Genomic DNA, 18,184 nt, shown 5'->3' on the forward strand with positions numbered 1-18,184 from the left:
ATCATTGTTATTTTGTAGTAGTTGGTCACGTAGGCGGTATAGGTAAAACATGGCAATACACGTAATTCAAAGTCAGCGCATCGAAGTATTGGTGGATTGTCTGATTGATCAGCTCAAAACCCAGCAATCAACCAATGCGCTGTCTGTGTTACAAGAGCGCCATATTGTTGTCCCCGATCAAGCTATTGCCACGTGGCTAGAACAGCAGATTTCAGAAAAAATCAGCATCAGTGCCAATATCCAGCATCACCGCAAAATTTTAGGCTTACAGTGGAAAGCCTATGAGTGGGCGCTACCGACCAAACAAGATCGTGAGCGGATTAAAGGGATTAACACGCCGCCTTTGATTATGCAGTGGCGTATTTATCATGGCCTAGCGCAATTCATTCAATCGGATAGCCTGGACACCGCAAATACACCTGCCGATTTACAGGTGTTGTTGCAACGTGTGTATGACAATAGCTCCAGTTTATCTGATCCTAATAAACGAAAAAGTAAACGTCAGGAAATGCTGTATTGGATTGCAGCGCAAGTCACACGATTATTTACAAACTATGCAACCTATCGTGGCAGTTGTATTCATACCCCAGATGAAGGTGTAGAAACATGGGTATGTCCACATTGTGATACCGATTGGCTCAGTGCGTGGACAAAAAATAAGCCACTCGATGTATTGCAATTAACTGGATTTAAGCCTGATCAAGCAGCGGAATATTTACCGACTCAAGCTGCTCAATTGGAGCAATGGCAACGCTGGCTTTGGCATGCATTGTTCCAAAAAGACTTTAATGATCGGTTTGAGATTGATAACAAATTTTGGCAGGCGCTACGCCAAGCTGAATACCATCATCAGCAGCAACTAGAGTTCTCTTTAGGGGATGGTTCTGTCGATGAAGATGATGAACGTCACCAAACCTATAATGGCTTACCTGCACAAATTTTTGTTTTTACCACCTTGGAATTACCGCCTGCACAGTTGAAATTTCTGTATCGACTTGGTGAGTTCACAGAAGTTCACTTACTTTATTTCAACCCATCGCGTGAATATTGGGCAGATATGGTCGATCCGGTGTGGAAAGACCGCTATAACTTGAAATTACAGCAGCGTTATATTGAGCGAAACCCTAAGGTGACGACGGAACAAATCCAAGCCTATTTAAATACCACCAATGCAGAGCTACGTGAGTCACAACATTCGCTGTTAACCCGTTTAGGGAAGCGTGCGCGTGATAATTTTGCCTTATTGGTGAATATGTCAGGTGGTGAAGGTTGGGAAGATGTTTTTCCTGAAGATGAACCCAATACATTACTGGGGCAGATTCAGCATGACATTATGACTTTGCAAGAGCCAGAAAAACATGGCTATGCTTTAGCGCAAGAAGATCAATCCATTCAATTCCATGTTTGTCATTCTAGTTTGCGTCAACTGGAAGTGTTGCGAGACCAATTGGTACGATGGTTGGCAGCAGGAACACCTGAAGCACCTCGTCATCCGAGCGATATTTTGATTTTGGTGCCGAATTTAAAAGAGCTGGAACCACATATTCGTACGGTGTTTTCAACGACCCGTGGTATTGCACGCACGGCTCAAGATTTGCCATATATTCCAGTGAAAATTGCTGGGGTGATTAGCCAAGATGTAAATAATGCGTGGCAAGCTTTTGTTGGGCGTATTGAAATTAGCCAAGGGCGATTTAGCGCTGAAGACTTTCACGATTGGCTGAATTTAAATGCAGTACAGCATTATTATCAACTTGATCATGTGCAAATGGAACGCATGATGGAATTGTTGATCAATGCTGGTTTCCGTCGTGGCTTAGACGAACAGCATATGCAGGCCTATTTGGCTGAAAATGATCAGGACTATCGCTACACCTTTAAATTTGCCTTAGATCGTTTGGTTTTGGGAGTGGCGATTCCGCAGCATATGGTTTTTGGTGGCACCTTGAGTTTTGCAGGCGTTTTAAGTGCCGACTTTGAATTGGTGCAGACACTTATCCAAATTTATCAAGATATTGCAGAACGTCGAGAGTGGTTAAATCCACAGGCAACAACATTGCCATGTCATTCAGTGCAACAGTGGCTTGAACATTTAGATGCAGATTTGAAGCCTTTTGCTGAAACAGGTGGCCGTGCTTTTGAGGATATTCGTAAAGTATTACGCGCAGTGACACAGCGACTACATAATGCGCAAAGTGAAAAAGTGGGTTCATTGCCAGAGAGTTTTGATTTGCCTTTGATGCTGATTTTAAAAGAAATACAGCAAAGTTTAGAGGCTTCGGCTGAGCAGGCTGAACCGACCGGATCAGTTACTTTTGCCGATATTGGTAAAGTGCGCCAAGTACCGTATGACTTGGTGGTCTTGATGAATATGGATAGTGGCAAGTTTCCACGCCGTGATCAGCAAGTGCCTTTTGATTTGATGGAGTTGCTTAAACCGGTCTTGGGTGATCGTTCACGCTTAGAAGACGATAAGGGTGCATTTCTAGACGCCTTATTATTTGCACGGCAGTCGCTCTGGCTGTTCTATAACGGCTTCGATGTCAATGATGGTGAAAGCCGTGAGCCGTCTTCGGTTTTATATGAATTTAGCCAATTTTTAGCCAAGATGATCTGTCCTCAAACATTAGATCAGCCGCATGAAGCTATGCTGGATTTAGAGGGCTTACGGATACCTCAGCAGCTTGAAGCGCTCTATCACGTTCATCCCTTACAACCGTTTGATCCGAAAGGTTTTCAGCCAAGTAAAAGTTTACGTTTTCAAGACCAATGGTTTGCGGTGGCGGAGCAAATTCAGCACAGTGCTGGCCCACGTCAGCCTTGGATTAACCGTGATTATCCAGTCGTGGAAGATACTGAAATACGAGTGTTGGATGGGCAGGAGTGGATTAAAGATGTAGTATTTCCTGCACGTTTGTACCTAAAAACACTTGGGGTGGCCAGTGTTTACACGGGTGATCAATTGCCGCAGCAAGAGCCTCTATTGCTCGATAAATTGCAGCAATATCATGTGCGTGAACTACTACAAAAACATTATGTTCAGCCCAATGCAGTACTTCATACCACAACACAAACAGATGATGAAACAGACGGCCGAATTGAGCCAGATATTGCGTTGTTCCAAGATGTGCTGCCTGTCGGACATACCCGCACAGGTACATGGAAAATTAGCTTAGCAGAGCAAGCACAATTAGTGCAGCGTTTGGATGGTCGTCAGATCACTGCGACCACACAGCAAAACTTAAATATTGAGGACAATTTACTCTTAAGTATTCAAGTACCTGAAGATCAGCATACAACACTTTGGTTGAGTTGCATGGCCTCGAGTGCCAAGCCGAAGCGCCAAACCCAAACGTGGTTGGAATATTTACTTTGGCTAAGTTATTTGGACTTAGGTGAAGATGGGGCGCAATACGTCCGTGAGGTGATTTGTAATGATAAAACCATCATCTGTCATGGCTTGAGTTCTGCACAAGCCAAACAGCAATTAGCAAGTTGGTTCGGTTTGTGGCGGCATGCACAAAAACGTCCTGTGATACTGCCGGCGGCACTGATTCGTCAAGAAAAGACCCAATGGGTAGAAAATGAAAATGGACAGGTTGTTCCAGACAATCTGCAAAAATTACAAGATAAATGGCTGAATAATCATAGTTTTGGTATTGAGCTAGAATCTGATGAAGCCAATTGTCACCATCGCGATTGGCGCTTTATTTTACAGCAGCAGGCAGCGGATGAATTATTTCAATTGTCCAGCACATACTATGCTGAACGCCTATATCAGGTCATGGATGATGAACAGGATGGAGTGAAAAAACTAGAGCTGATTAAGCCTGAGGGTAAAAAATGAATATGCCGCAGCACAATATCAACGTTTCGACCAACCCGATTGCGGATATGCATTTCACTGGTCTGCATTGGATTGAAGCCTCAGCTGGGACTGGTAAAACTTATACCTTATCAAGCTTAATGGTGCGTATTTTTCTCGATCGATATCTGCCAAATCAGGTGATTGCGACGACATTTACCCGTAAAGCTACAGCTGAATTAAAGGCACGTGTTCGTTTACGCACAGAAGAAACCCGTGATTTTATTTATGGGCTACTGGCCACTTCTGCGTCTGAATTACAAACCTTACAGCAAACGATTAGCGATCCATTGTATCAGCAGGTATTAAAAGATCATGGGCATCATTTAGACTATGCATATCATCGTTTAAATGTAGTACTACAACAGTATGAAGAGCTGTTTGTCGGTACGCTCGATAGTTTTAGCCAAAAGTTATTACGTGAGTTTGCTTTTGAAAGTGGTCGTATTGAACAGGTACAAATTAGTGATGATGAAGACCTGCATATTGAGCGTTTAATTCACGATTTATTGCGTGATTGGATACAGCAGCAGTCTGCACATTTAATTGAGTATTTGATGCTGAATAATCAGCTCAAAGGGCCAGACTATTATTTGAGTGTGGTGAAGGAAAGCTTAAATTTCCCTTCAGTTGATTTGCGCGTACCTGAATTACCTGAAAATACGCTTCTGCATTTTGAAAATATCTGTCAACAATTGGTGCAATTGCTGCCAAAAGCCAAAGAGGAGTTAGCAGGCTGTTTTGATGCTAATAGCGAATATAAAAATTATGTCGAAGCGAAACGATTTACTAAAGGCTCTTTTTTCACGCTATTTAATACTGAATTACCAACCTTCTTGCAACATTTTGAACAGCAGGGAAGCCAAGCTGTCCTTGCAGAAACGACTTCCTTGCAATCGATTGTAAAAGGTGTTCGTAAGTTGTTTTTTGATCCTACCAAAAAATTTTGGAAGGATCGTGCTTTTAAAGACAAAGTCGTTGAGGAACAACCGAATGTGCAAACCACGTTTTATCAACATGTGTTTGTACAGCAACTTCGTGCCTTTATTGAAGCGTTTGATCATCTCAATCAAGCGGAACAATATCTGAATTTCTATTTGGCGCAGGAAGTGAAAAAGCGTCTACCACAAGTTCTTCAGCAAGCAGGTGAAACCACATTTTCTCAGCAAATCCGGACTTTGTCGGATGCATTGCAACAGACTTCAGCAGCAGGGAAAGATAGCTTTGCTGCACATGTCTTGGCTCGTTATCCTCTGATTTTAGTGGATGAGTTCCAAGATACCAACCAAGATCAAGATGACATGCTGTCGAGTATTTGGCGGGAAAAAACGCGCTTACAGCAAGGTTGTATGATTATGGTTGGAGATCCCAAGCAGGCGATTTATGGTTTCCGTGGTGGTGATATGTTGACTTATCGTAAAGCACGACATGACATACAAACCAAGGGTGGATGTTGTTATACCTTAAATAAAAACCATCGCTCAGTGAAAAACTTGGTGGAAGTGGTTGATGCCTTGTTTCATCGGCAGATGGACTTTGGTGAACAGGTCGAATACACCCCAATCCAAGCCGGTGAACGTGAACATCCACCCTTAATTGATCATCAACAAGTCAATCCACAGCCTCTACGTTGGTTACAGCTTGAAGAAGATTCGAACGAAGCAGATCAAGTGGCTTGGCAAATACAAGCCTTACTTAATCAGGCACAGCAGGGACACTTATATTTTCAGGAAAAATCCGGTGCTCGGGCGCTGCAAGCGGACGATATTGCAGTATTGGGACAAAACCATTTTGAATTAGAACAGGTGCAAAAGGCGCTGCAACATTTAGGCGTTCCTTGCTACAAAGCCTCTCGTGAAAGCGTTTATAAGAGTGCAATAGCGCAAGATGTTGCCGCATTGCTGACAGCCATCTTAAACCCTTACCAAGAATCCAAAGTGAAACGTGCCTTACTGAGTCGCTTATTGGGCTACGATTTAAAAGCACTGGTTGAATTAGAACAGCAACCTGACGGTTTAACCCGAATAATTGAGCAGCTTGAACAGATCCGCCTGATTTGGAATGAGCAAGGTTTTCGTAGCGCATGGAATAGCTGCATGACTCTATTTCAAGTGTGGACACGGTTGGTAGCCGGTCAAAGTCGTGACAATGAACGTACTGTAGTGAATCTGCGGCATCTGACCGAATTATTGAGTCAGCAAAGTGAGCATTACACCGGTGCGCATAAGCTGTATCAGTGGTTTATTCGGCAGATTAATTTAGGCATTAATAATGAAAGTACCCAAGAGCGCAAACTGACGGGAAATTTAGGTGTGCAGCTCATGACTATTCATGCCTCAAAGGGCTTGGAATTTGGTTGTGTATTTCTGTTAGGCGCCAATGCAGGTTTAAGTGAAAAAAGCAGTCTGAATTTTTCTTTAAAGGAAAATCATAAGAAAAGCCTTGGGCTCGAACGCGTGATTGCGGTCAAAACATCTGATTTACCTGAAGATGACCGACAGCAGCATGAAGCACGAAATGAAGCAGAACATCATCGCCTTTGGTATGTGGCGCTTACCCGCGCCAGTTATCGTGTTTATGCGGTGCTTAGACACTTATCAGATGAGAAAAAGCAACAAGCGGCAGAGCGTTCAGGGCTGACTTTTTGGCGTGGGTTAACCGCGACATCCTTCAATCATCATGAAAGTTGTGAGGCTGAAGTGCTCAAAGCTGCTTTGGATCACATGATTCTGCTGAAAGAAGAAACCATAGCACTACAGGCAGATGTGATACCTGTAGGAAATTTTTACCCACGAGAGAAAACCAGCTTTACTGCGTTAACGCGAACTGAACATAAAGTTTATGCACAGCGAGATCAACTTGCAGCTGTAATCACCGAGACGGATGAGAGTGCGGCAGATGAAGTGGAACAGGCTGAAATGCAAATCGCAACGCATTCTGAACCCATTTCATGGATTAAGAAAAACTTTCCAAAAGGCACAAAGCCAGGGAGTTTTCTGCATAAACTCATGGAAAAAGTCAAATTCAGTACCCCTGACGATCGTTTGGCACAATCCATTACGACCCGTTTTAAAAGTGATGTGGAGTTTGATTCGCCCCACATGCTACAAAAACTGATTAAGCAATTGGGGCCAACAGGGAATGATGAGCAAGACATTGAAAATGTAGTGAATCTAATGCACGAATGGTATTCACAAATCATTCACACACCGCTGCATGGCGGCTTTAGTTTGAGCCAATTGCAAGATGGTGAATACCGTTCAGAAATGGATTTCCATATGAGTTTGGCGGATCGAGCACTTGGAATCCGCAAAATTCGTACATTGTTTGAAAGCTTAAAAGAAGCGGATTTGAACATTCAAGACTTGAATGATGTGTTTACTGCACGCTATCTAACTGGTTCAATTGACTTGGTTTATTTTGATGGTCAGCGTTATCACATTGCCGATTATAAGAGTAATTATTTAGGCGAATCTACTGCGCAGTATGACAGTCAGCATATACGTGAAAGCATGAGCCATTCTAGTTATTGGCTACAGGCTGCATTGTACTTGGTGGCTCTACATCGCTATTTAAAAGTGGTGATGAAAGATTACAATATGCGACAGCATTTGGGTGGAGCGAGCTATTTATACCTGCGTGGTATGGATGGTCAAAGCAATGCAGGAGTGCATTATTGGAAACCAGACGATGCATTCATTGAAAAATTAGATGAAATTTTAAGTGCAAAAGCTGAGGTTCAGGCGTGAATAAATCCCTTGGCCAGCAAAATAATGAAATGAAAACAATAGATTGCTTTGTGGATAAGTTTGAGGATAACTGTGTGGAAAATGATCAGAAAAGCTTATCTGTACAGGGTTTGAGCACGACAGAGAAAAATTCATTAAAAAGCACGGTTTTAAGCGCTAAAAATGTGCTTGATCCGGCTGAAAATGACCTCGTTATGCCAGATTGGATCGCCTATTTACTGCAGCAATTTGCATCGGATATTAGCGATCAAGCCCAAGCCACGCAGTTAATTCAACAGTTAATGCAAGCAATTGAAAATGGCGACAGTTGTATTCAGATTAATACTCCACAAGTCAGTTGCTTAAAGCATTTGGCTCAGCCTGAAAGTATCGCCCTGAAACAACCGAGTCCTTTTGTTTATGATGATCAATACCTGTATTTATACCGTTATTGGTCACTTGAGTATGCTTTGGCAGTGCAAGTAAAACGGCTAAAACAACAGCCAACTCAAGCACTGGCTGCTGATATTGCGAAAGATTTATTAACAGATACGTTTCAGGTTCAAGCGCTGAATATGGTGTATCAGCAGCATTTAAATATTATTACCGGTGGGCCTGGTACAGGAAAAACCTATACCTTGGCACGTATTATTGCCGTATTAAATGAAGCCAATCCAACTTTACGTATTGCTATGGCAGCACCAACGGGTAAGGCCGCGCAGCGTATGGAAGAAGCCTTGCAAGCAGCATTTAAAGATCCTGCATTACAGCACTATTCAATATTAAAGAAAACCTTAAAGCCAGTGACCCTACATCGCTTACTCGGTTTAGGCACTCGTTATATCCCTCGCTTTAATGAACGTCAGCGCTTACCTTATGATGTGGTCGTGGTTGATGAAGCCTCAATGCTCGATTTAAGTTTGGCGCAAATGTTATTCGCTGCTGTACCAGATCAAGCCAAGCTCATATTACTGGGTGATGCGGAACAATTGGCTTCTGTGGATGTGGGTGCCGTGTTGGCAAATTTACAAGATGTTGATGCCTTAGCAGAAAATCGCACTCATTTAAAAAACAGTCGCCGTTTTGTTTCAGATGCCGCCATTGGTAAGTTTGCAGCCTTTATTCAAAGGCAAGCTGAACAGCAAAGCACGACACAAGTCCTGACTCAATTTGAGCACGATGTGGTTAAGCCAAGTACATTGGTTCCTGTGCCGCTGCGCGCCGAAATGTCAGATGTGATTCAATTGGAATACTTACCCGAGGATACACAAGAGAATATCCAATGGGGCAAGTACTATGATCAGTTGATGTATGGCTTTCAGCCCTTTGTCGAGATTTTAAAGCAGGCACAGCAGCAAAAAGATCAATTTGATCAATGGCTAGAGCAAGTGATTCAAAATTTTGATCATTATCGTATTTTATCTGCGATTCGTTTTGGCAAGTTGGGCTTACATGAGCTTAATCAGCAAATTGAGCTGCGCGTATTGGATGCACTTGGGATATTAAAGCAAGGGGACTGGTATGTGGGGCGTCCTGTGATGATGACCTATAACGATTATCAACTCGGTCTGTCGAATGGTGATATTGGCATTTGTTTACAACGACCATCAGAAAATTCAGCCCAATTTGAAGTCTATTTTCCAAGTTTAAATAAGTGGGTCATGGCGACACGGTTACCTAAAAATATTGAAACTGCCTACGTACTTACCATTCATAAGTCGCAAGGTTCTGAATTTACCCATACAGCTGTGGTGCTAGAAAATCATGCCACAGCCATGATGAGTAAGGAGCTGATTTATACCGGGATCACGCGGGCGAAAAAAGTTGTCAGCCTTTTGGTTGCAAAAGAGGCTTTTGCAAAAGCGCTCACCAAACGTACAACACGGAGTAGCGGTCTTTTAGAAAAAATTAACAATCAGTTGTCTTTATAAAGTATAGGCAAAATGTATCGTGCTTTGTAAGAAAATGCTTACATTGATTCAGGAGATTTGCGCATGGAGCTTTTGTACTGTTTTTGAGAAGATGACTTCACACAAAAAGAACTCAACACGGACAGTTGAGTAAAATCGCATAAATATAATGATAACGTCAAAAGACAGCGAACTTACAGTGAAGTAAGGAAAGAGGAAACTTACAGCCGCTAAGCCTTGTAGTTTTGGGAGAGACTACAGGGCTTTTTTATGTCTGAAAATCGCGATATGTCTCAATGTAACATTGGTTTAATACTGTTTAAGTTTTGTACGAAATGGCTTACATATAGATACGTAAAATACGACTTTTAACTTCAAGGAGTTGTGGCAAAATCTACCACATAAGGAAGTGTGAGTTAAAACATGGAATGTTTAACATAAGGACGCGAAAAAGCGCCATATAAAACAATAAATAATAAAACAATAATTAAAAAAGAAGAAACTACAGCGCAAAAAAGCCCGAGCCTAGCTCGGGCTTTTTTTTAACCTGAGCCATTAGGAGTGGATATGGAGTTTAAGTGAGTAAAAAGAATTCACCATTAAATGGCAAAGTCTTTGGAGCGATATATTTTTTAATTCAGCTTAGAATAATATTTATATAAAAAACAATAAGAAAAGCTGATGTGGTGTGCAGAATAAATGACTCAAGCGCTGAGCCTAAATTTATAGGTGAAAATCCCTGTGCTGATGGTCATCTCTTTTTGCAATCAGACCCATTTTCCCTTAATATAATGCACTTGCTGTAGTGATGCACGGCAGTCAGCTGATTCATCAGTTGATTCGTATCAAATTTTAACCTTAAGCATCTCGGAGAAATCGAATGGCTTTAACTAACGCAGATCGCGCAGAGATCATCGCTAAATTTGCTCGCGCTGAAAACGACACTGGTTCACCAGAAGTTCAAGTAGCTCTTTTAACTGCTCAAATCAATGATTTACAAGGTCACTTCAAAGAGCACAAACACGACCACCATAGCCGTCGCGGTCTTATCCGTATGGTTAACCAACGTCGTAAGCTTCTTGACTACCTTAAAGGTAAAGACGCTACTCGTTACAGCGCTTTGATCGCTGCTTTAGGTTTACGTCGTTAATTCGATTTAAACTTTTATTTTCGGATTATTGCATGCTAAGTGCTGTATTACTGAAAACTAAAGTCTATCTAGCTTTGGCTGGATAATGGAGAAGGGGCGATGATTCGCTCCTTCTTTGTGTCTTAAATTCAAATTTTACTCTTTTTGGGTAATTAATTGTCTGGTGAGGTCGGCTTCTAAGCTTTGTCATTTAAAACTATGTTGTGAATGCCAAACCTTAGGGGTCTCCACTAGAATAATTGTTCAAAAGAACTAGGAAAAATAAAACATGTCGATGTTTAATATTATTCGTAAAGAATTCCAGTTTGGTCAGCACAATGTTGTGTTAGAAACTGGCCGTGTTGCACGTCAAGCAAACACAGTTGTGATTACTATGGGCGGCGTACAAGTCCTCGTTGCTGTTGTTGCTCAACCAAAAGCAAAAGCAGGTCAAGACTTCTTCCCATTGACTGTTAACTATCAAGAAAAACAATATGCAGCAGGTCGTATTCCAGGTGGTTACGGTAAGCGTGAAGGCCGTGCGTCTGAAGCTGAAACTTTAATTTCACGTCTGATTGACCGCCCAATCCGTCCATTGTTCCCAGAAGGTTACTTCAACGAAATCCAAGTAACAGCAACTGTTATTTCTTCTGACAAAACGATGGATGCTGACATTGCTGCAATGTTGGGTACATCTGCTGCGTTATCGATTGCAGGTACGCCTTTCCGTGGTCCAATCGGTGGCGCGCGTGTTGGTTTGATCAACGGCGAATACATCCTTAACCCTAACCACGAACAGTTAAAAGAATCTGATCTTGACCTTGTTGTTGCAGGTACAGAATCTGCTGTATTGATGGTTGAATCTGAAGCGAAAGAACTTTCAGAAGACCAAATGCTTGGTGCTGTATTGTTCGGTCATGACGAAATGCAAATCGCGATCCAAGCGATCAAAGAATTTGCTGCAGCTGCTGGTGCAGTTGAGTCAACTTGGGTTGCTCCAGTTAAAAACGAAGAACTTCTTGGCAAATTAAAAGAAGCATTCGAAGCGAAAATTTCTGAAGCATACACTATCGCTGTTAAGCACGATCGTTATGCAGCCCTTGATGCACTTCAAGAAGAAGCTTTGGCTCAATTCGTTCCTGAAAATGACGAAACTGGCATTGCTGATGAAGTAAACGAATTATTTGAAGACCTTAAATACCGTACAGTTCGTGACAACATCTTGTCTGGTAAACCACGTATTGATGGTCGTGATACAAAAACTGTTCGTGCAATCGACGTACAAGTTGGCGTTCTAGACCGTGCTCACGGTTCTGCATTGTTCACTCGTGGTGAAACTCAAGCATTAGTAACGACTACACTTGGTAATACTCGTGATGCGTTAATGGTTGATACGCTTGCAGGTACTAAAACAGATAACTTCATGCTTCACTACAACTTCCCTGCATACTCAGTAGGTGAAACTGGTCGTGAATCTGGTCCTAAACGTCGTGAAATTGGTCACGGTCGTCTAGCACGTCGTGGTGTTCAAGCTGTTCTTCCTGCAGCTGACCGCTTCCCGTATGTCATCCGTATTGTATCTGACATTACTGAATCTAACGGTTCATCTTCAATGGCTTCTGTATGTGGTGCTTCTTTATCACTTATGGATGCAGGTGTTCCACTTAAAGCACCAGTTGCGGGTATCGCAATGGGTCTAGTGAAAGAAGGCGAGCGTTTCGCAGTGCTTTCTGACATCTTGGGTGACGAAGATCACCTTGGCGACATGGACTTTAAAGTAGCAGGTTCTGCAAACGGTATTACTGCGCTTCAAATGGACATCAAGATCGAAGGTATTACTGAAGAGATCATGGAGTCTGCATTGAACCAAGCGTATGCTGGTCGTATGCACATCCTGAACGAAATGAACCAAGTGATTTCACGCGCTCGTCCTGAAATCTCTATGCACGCACCTACATTCCAAGTGATTAACATCAATCCGGACAAAATCCGTGATGTAATCGGTAAAGGCGGCGCAACAATCCGTGCAATCACTGAAGAAACGAAAGCAGCGATTGATATTGAAGACAACGGTACAGTTCGCGTATTTGGTGAAACTAAAGCGGCTGCTTCTGCTGCTGTTGCGAAAATCCAAGCGCTTACTGCTGAAATCGAACCAGGTACAATCTACACTGGTAAAGTCATTCGTATTGTAGAATTCGGTGCGTTTGTAAACATCCTTCCTGGTACTGATGGTTTACTTCACATCTCTCAAATCTCTAACGAACGCATTGCGAACGTTTCAGACGTATTGTCTGAAGGTCAAGAAATCAAAGTTCAGGTTGCTGACGTTGATAACCGTGGCCGTATTAAATTGACTATGAAAGACATCGAACAAGCTTAATACTTTGAATGATGTTTAAAGTCTAAAAAAAGCCCTCTTTTGAGGGCTTTTTTTATGGCATTATGCAAATGTAAACACAATAAAAAATGAGTCATGCAAAGCTACTATTTTTTTCAGCATCCGACCGCTTCACATATTTATGTCCAAGACCAAGCGCAGCGCGAACAGCAAGCCGATCAAGAGCCAGAATTTATCTGGATTGATTGCACCCGTGAAGATGTGGTGAATCGACCAGAAGCTTGGCAAAATGAAATTTTTCAACAGTGCCAACTACGCGTCAATGAATACCATTTACGCGATATTTTAAATTTAGAACATCCATGTGCTTTTGATACTTTAGATGACTATGATCTGCTGATTTTTCGCAAAATGATTACGCCAGATGATCAAATCGTTGCTGGTGAACAAGCGCTAGAAAAGCATGAGCGAGTTTTTGGTTTAGCCACAACACCGATTAGTTTTATGCTGACCCCGCAAGTTTTAATTACCATTCGCGAAAAAGGCAATAAAGCCATTGAGAGTTATTTACAGCGAATTGAAACGTTGATTACCCGACCGATAGATGAGCAAAATAAACCGCGAAAGCTGGCTACTACACCGCTCGATTTGGCGCTGCGATTACTCAACAATATGGTAGATGGTTATTTAGATTTAAGGGTGCCACTCACGCGTCGTGTAGAATTTTGGCAACAAGAACTATTGCAAGGACATCGATGTTTTACTAAGTGGCATCAATTGCTACAAGAAAATATGGCCTTTCAACAGGTCGAAAATCTGTGTGAAGAGCAGATCGAGACTTTACAAGAATTACGTGATGAAATTGTCGATAATTACCCGCATCTAAAGGGTAAAAAACGTAGTGAAAAGCAGGACATTATGTTGGTACGCGTGGATGATTTGTCCAGTCATATTGAACGGATTCAAAAACATACCACACGTTTACGCAGTGCAGTTCAGGCTGCAATCGATTTACACTTTTCGGCAGTGGCCAACCAAACCAATGAAAATATGCGGATTCTGGCGATTATTACCGCCATATTTGCACCACTGACTTTATTGACAGGTATTTATGGAATGAATTTTGAGTTTATTCCAGGCTTAAAATCACCGACAGGCTTTTGGTTGATGTTGGCTATCATGCTCATCACCACAATATTGCTGCTGTATTATTTCTATCGACGACATTTGGTTGGGCGTGGGGAAAAGAGCGTGATTGATATGTTGGCACAGCAACATGGCGATCAACATATGAATTTATTTTGGTTTATGGACTATGAACCCATTAAGCAGACGGTGAAGGGAACAGTGAAAGGCACGGTCAAGACCATGAAAGAAATTGAAAAGCTGACGAAAATAAAATGATTGTTAGTCAGCTTGCTGACTTGATTGAGTGCTTAATACATTTTTATTCTGCGCGAATCCATGTCGTACTTCGTCCTAGCGCTGACACGCCAATATAGCCACGCATGGATAAACGTTTACCTGTGCTACTGAGTTTGGCCTTACCTTTATAGACATTTCCAGATAAGGGGTCGAGTACGGTGCCGCCGCTATATTCCAATGGGTTTTTGCTGTCCTGCTTAAAACCACGCATAATTTCTAAGCCGACGAGAGGTGTGTTTTTTTACTTGCCTTTACATTTTACGCAAATGTCAACTAAGGGCTTATAGGGTAGCGGTCGGATCACCGTTAGCTTACCACTATAAGTTCCATCTGCATTTTTGACGACGGTGACATCACCCCGAGAATAACCGGTTTGGTCATCAATTGTTTTCCATACCCCAGTAATATCATTGGCCTGTAATAATCCACTGACACAGAGCAATGATCCAAACACGATACGACGTATTGACATGAATTCTTCCTTTTATATGTTTGTTCTTATTAAGTAAGGTTGGCAAGCAGCACAAGTGAATTCATCGTGACAACAGTCTCAGTAAGTACTGATATTATCGTGTCATGTAGAATTGCCTGTGCCGCGCAAAACATGCATCATTTTGGGAACTCCTTTAAGCGCATGAATATTTAAGGTATATCATTATTTTCGCTACTTTTCAGTAAACGATAAATTTCATCTTTTAATTTCAGTTTTTTACGCTTAATACCCTCAATATCACTGTTGTGATGATTCACAGGATCAAGCTCAAGCTGAATAATCTCACGATCTAATTCATCATGTTCTTCGAAGATTCGTGCGAAGTGAGGGTTTTCATCACGTAATTGTGTGACTAACTCTCGAAACTCTGGAAACATGTTTTTGACTTTTTTATTGCAATCTCTTGTTTTCATGATGGTCGACAGTTCTCTCTGCAGGTAAAAAAAGAAGAACGCCCTGCAATGCAGAGCGTTCGTGTGATTTCTTAGTGTGTTTGAAATTGTTGATGTTTTACTTGGCGACGTAATTGTTGTACTTCATCAATTAAGTCCAACATCATTGCGACGGCAGTGAAACTGGCATCGAAGTCGCGTTGTAGCCGGTATGCGCGCCGCGCTCTAGAAATATCGTCACCAAAAAATTGATGAATACGTTCTTCGGAACGGCTGGGCAAAATATCGTATTCGAGTAGTTGGAGTACCCATTCAGGGCTTTGCCCACAGGCAGAGGCAAAATGCTGTAGATCAAAACTCATTTTCTCATCTACAATTTCAGTCTGTTTACAACCGTCACAGACAATTTCACGATAATGAATGGTGGTCATAACGCTCTCCTTAAGACTGTCTTGGGTTAAATGACGGAAAGGCCTCAGCAAATGCGCTATAGGCTTGTTGCTGTTGTTCAGTTTGGGCAGGAGGTATCACTATATTTAAGATCAGGTAAAGATGACCAGGTGTTTTATTTGGTATCCCTTTGTCTTTTAATCGTAGCTGCTGACCCTCACGTGCATTTTTAGGAATTTGGAGCTCGAGTGTTTTTTCATCGGGTGTCTGAATTTCAATTTTTTGCCCAAGTGCTGCTTCCCAGGGACTAATATTCAATTGTTGATAAATATCAGAACCTTCAACTCGAAGTTTTTCAGTGTGCTTATAGAGGATTTCAATATATAAATCGCCAGACGCGCCACCGTTATAACCACTTTGACCTTGACCAGCTAAACGAATTTGTTGGCCCGATTTCATTCCCGCAGGAATTTTAACAGCCAAGGTTTTGCGTTGAACTTCAGGTTCGCCATAGGCATTCAAACTTGGAATTTGAAGTGTTATGGTCTGATTCGCACCATGATAGGCCACATCAATATCAACTTCTAAGCTGGCATGTTGATCTTCACCACGGAAGCTCTGTGCTTGGCGTTGATTACGTTGATATTGATAATCTGCGCCACCAAAGCCTTGGCCAAAGCGCCCAAAAATATCTTCAAAGCCGCTGAAATCAGCACTTTTCCCCTGTGATCCCGCTTGGCGGTAAAATTGTGATTGATCAAAGCCTTGCGCATTGCCAGTGAAACCCTGTGGATGGTCAAGCTCAAAGTCATACTGCTTTTTCTTTTCAGTATCACTAAGTGTGTCATAGGCAACATTAATGGCTTGCATCCGCGCTTCGGCATCCGCTTCTTTACTGACATCAGGATGGTATTTCCGCGCCAGTTTGCGATAGGCTTTCTTAATTTGATCGGCTGAAGCATCACGTGCTACACCGAGAGTTTGATAGTGATTGTCAGGCATACTCTCTGTATAAATATTGATCATGTTTTAATCAATATAAGAGGGTTCATCAAACTGCAACAGTCCATATTTGTAGCTTATTGTTTCAAAACATGACAACAAAAAAGCCCCGATGCGGGTAATGCCAGTCAGTTAAGAAATTGACTGGCATTTTCTTGGGTACTTTTGAGGCTTTATTTTGACGACTCTAGGGCATTGCCTTGATCTTCTTTCAGGCAAAACAAACATTTTAGACTGTTCCAGCAAACGCTCTAAATGCTTGGGCAAATTCCCTGCCGATTCCAGCGGAGTATGCCTTAATATATTGATAATGCTGATTGAAGCAATATGGAAACTGATACGCAAAGGGCTGACTTTCGCCCGTTGAGCCATAAATTTCATTTGCCTTCTAAGAATATTATAAGCAATCAATACACCCCATAATTCCTGATACACCAATTCAGGCTGCTTGCTTCTTAAATGCATCCCATCTTGCAGGTCGCTCTTGATTTCACGGTAGCACATCTCGATTTCCCAGCGCTGAGCATACAGCGTACTGACCTCTTCCAGAGGATAAGCCTTTGAATCTAATAATGATGTAACGTATCGTCTAACCCTTCCAGACTGTTCAGTTTCAATCAGGCGGGCTTCCCAATAGTCACCTAAATCCGGATTCAGTTTCTTCGCTCTTGGAGAAACAGGCATTCTGATTTGAAAGTCATGCGCTGAGTTTTTCCTGATAATTTCATAGCGCAGATTGTCTTTAGCCCGCATAAGCCAATGGCAGTTTTCCCGAGACTGCCACCCTGATAAGAAATCAGCAGAGAAGTAGGCCCGGTCAAATAAAGTCAGGCTATTTGCAGGCACTTTCAATTTCTTCGCTAAAGTCAGCTCGCCTTGATCCATACTTCCAATCCCGGCATCAATCACTTCATGAGTATTGGTGTTGATCAGGCAAACCGCTCTGGCTTGCGGCCAAGGTGCTGCTATCGTTTTGCCTTTGGAAGAACCGAAGTGCCTGAAGTTCTCATCTGTGTGGGGCATGGACCAGACGGCTCCATCTACAGCGCAGATGCTTAGGCCATGAAAGGCGGAATATTGCGGCTGAGAATCTTCAAACCATGTCTGACTCAGTGTATTGAACAGGACATTTAAAGGCTCCAGACCCAAGCGCTGTCTGGCCTGCACTGATGCGCTTGGGGCGCAGCTTTCAGCCGTGCCAAAAACCAGCTGCAGCTGCTGAACAACATACCAGATGGGCTGGTCGCGGAACAATGCAAGTCCAATAACTAGCCATACAGCATGCTCTGCGGGGAGTTTTCTTTTTCTGACCGATGCTTTCCCGGTCCGTTTTAAACAGTCTTCAATCCAGTTTAAATCAATTAATTCGCTAAAATTAGAAAGTGAAGGAGCTGTCTGCTGAAATGCTGAACTTAAATTCTGAGAAAAAGTCATAAAAAAATGAGCGTATCTGGATACGCTCATTTTTACCGCATTTCAGCTATTTTGTCTTAACTGATCAGCATTACC

General features: G+C 42.3%; 10 protein-coding genes and 1 pseudogene. 6 read left to right on the forward strand and 5 right to left on the reverse strand.

Features of this window, described 5'->3' with window-relative positions:
• The first annotated feature begins 49 nt into the window (after window positions 1-49).
• From FTT84_RS00625 to FTT84_RS00650, 6 genes are all read left to right on the forward strand, one after another.
• Window positions 50-3,847, forward strand: a complete 3,798-nt coding sequence (locus FTT84_RS00625) for an exodeoxyribonuclease V subunit gamma (RefSeq protein WP_180056257.1) — start codon at window positions 50-52, stop codon at window positions 3,845-3,847.
• Window positions 3,844-7,614, forward strand: a complete 3,771-nt coding sequence (locus tag FTT84_RS00630) for a UvrD-helicase domain-containing protein (protein WP_257223341.1) — start codon at window positions 3,844-3,846, stop codon at window positions 7,612-7,614. Before FTT84_RS00625 ends, FTT84_RS00630 begins: the two co-directional genes overlap by 4 nt.
• A 194-nt stretch (window positions 7,615-7,808) precedes the next feature.
• Window positions 7,809-9,524 (forward strand): exodeoxyribonuclease V subunit alpha, encoded by a 1,716-nt coding sequence (recD, locus tag FTT84_RS00635; RefSeq protein WP_180079669.1) that lies wholly within the window; start codon window positions 7,809-7,811, stop codon window positions 9,522-9,524.
• Between the two features lie 859 nt (window positions 9,525-10,383).
• Window positions 10,384-10,653, forward strand: coding sequence for a 30S ribosomal protein S15 (rpsO, locus tag FTT84_RS00640; RefSeq protein WP_067761248.1), 270 nt, complete (start codon window positions 10,384-10,386; stop codon window positions 10,651-10,653).
• Between the two features lie 274 nt (window positions 10,654-10,927).
• A complete protein-coding gene (gene pnp / locus FTT84_RS00645; protein ID WP_171256641.1) occupies window positions 10,928-13,015 on the forward strand; it encodes a polyribonucleotide nucleotidyltransferase in 2,088 nt (695 codons plus the stop codon).
• 93 nt (window positions 13,016-13,108) lie between these two features.
• Window positions 13,109-14,377 (forward strand): magnesium transporter CorA family protein, encoded by a 1,269-nt coding sequence (locus FTT84_RS00650; protein WP_180079564.1) that lies wholly within the window; start codon window positions 13,109-13,111, stop codon window positions 14,375-14,377.
• Between the two features lie 43 nt (window positions 14,378-14,420).
• Here FTT84_RS00650 and FTT84_RS18220 read toward each other — a convergent pair.
• The 5 genes and pseudogenes from FTT84_RS18220 to FTT84_RS00675 form a co-directional block, all read right to left on the reverse strand.
• Window positions 14,421-14,870: pseudogene (locus FTT84_RS18220) on the reverse strand (DUF2147 domain-containing protein).
• Window positions 14,871-15,040: 170 nt separating this feature from the next.
• Window positions 15,041-15,304, reverse strand: a complete 264-nt coding sequence (locus FTT84_RS00660) for a YdcH family protein (protein ID WP_180056260.1) — start codon at window positions 15,302-15,304, stop codon at window positions 15,041-15,043.
• Window positions 15,305-15,375: 71 nt separating this feature from the next.
• Complete coding sequence (locus FTT84_RS00665) at window positions 15,376-15,714, reverse strand: chaperone modulator CbpM (protein ID WP_180079566.1); 339 nt, start codon at window positions 15,712-15,714, stop codon at window positions 15,376-15,378.
• Between the two features lie 10 nt (window positions 15,715-15,724).
• On the reverse strand, window positions 15,725-16,675 hold the full coding sequence (locus FTT84_RS00670) for a DnaJ C-terminal domain-containing protein (RefSeq protein WP_180079671.1): 951 nt from the start codon (window positions 16,673-16,675) through the stop codon (window positions 15,725-15,727).
• A gap of 132 nt (window positions 16,676-16,807) precedes the next feature.
• The gene (locus FTT84_RS00675; protein ID WP_039891156.1) at window positions 16,808-18,109 is read right to left on the reverse strand and encodes an IS4 family transposase; all 1,302 of its coding nucleotides are present in this window, start codon (window positions 18,107-18,109) and stop codon (window positions 16,808-16,810) included.
• Between the last annotated feature and the right edge of the window lie 75 nt (window positions 18,110-18,184).

It is taken from the genome of Acinetobacter sp. YH01019, assembly GCF_013420285.1.
In the GTDB taxonomy this organism is placed as follows: Bacteria; Pseudomonadota; Gammaproteobacteria; order Pseudomonadales; family Moraxellaceae; genus Acinetobacter; species Acinetobacter gandensis.

What these genes read in the sequence shown, in the direction of transcription:
- rpsO (WP_067761248.1), top strand. Translation starts at nt 10,384, where the DNA reads ATGGCTTTAACTAACGCAGATCGCGCAGAGATCATCGCTAAATTTGCT.
- FTT84_RS00665 (WP_180079566.1), bottom strand. Translation starts at nt 15,714, where the DNA reads ATGACCACCATTCATTATCGTGAAATTGTCTGTGACGGTTGTAAACAG.
- FTT84_RS00660 (WP_180056260.1), bottom strand. Translation starts at nt 15,304, where the DNA reads ATGAAAACAAGAGATTGCAATAAAAAAGTCAAAAACATGTTTCCAGAG.
- FTT84_RS00670 (WP_180079671.1), bottom strand. Translation starts at nt 16,675, where the DNA reads ATGCCTGACAATCACTATCAAACTCTCGGTGTAGCACGTGATGCTTCA.
- FTT84_RS00630 (WP_257223341.1), top strand. Translation starts at nt 3,844, where the DNA reads ATGAATATGCCGCAGCACAATATCAACGTTTCGACCAACCCGATTGCG.
- FTT84_RS00650 (WP_180079564.1), top strand. Translation starts at nt 13,109, where the DNA reads ATGCAAAGCTACTATTTTTTTCAGCATCCGACCGCTTCACATATTTAT.
- recD (WP_180079669.1), top strand. Translation starts at nt 7,809, where the DNA reads ATGCCAGATTGGATCGCCTATTTACTGCAGCAATTTGCATCGGATATT.
- pnp (WP_171256641.1), top strand. Translation starts at nt 10,928, where the DNA reads ATGTTTAATATTATTCGTAAAGAATTCCAGTTTGGTCAGCACAATGTT.
- FTT84_RS00675 (WP_039891156.1), bottom strand. Translation starts at nt 18,109, where the DNA reads ATGACTTTTTCTCAGAATTTAAGTTCAGCATTTCAGCAGACAGCTCCT.
- FTT84_RS00625 (WP_180056257.1), top strand. Translation starts at nt 50, where the DNA reads ATGGCAATACACGTAATTCAAAGTCAGCGCATCGAAGTATTGGTGGAT.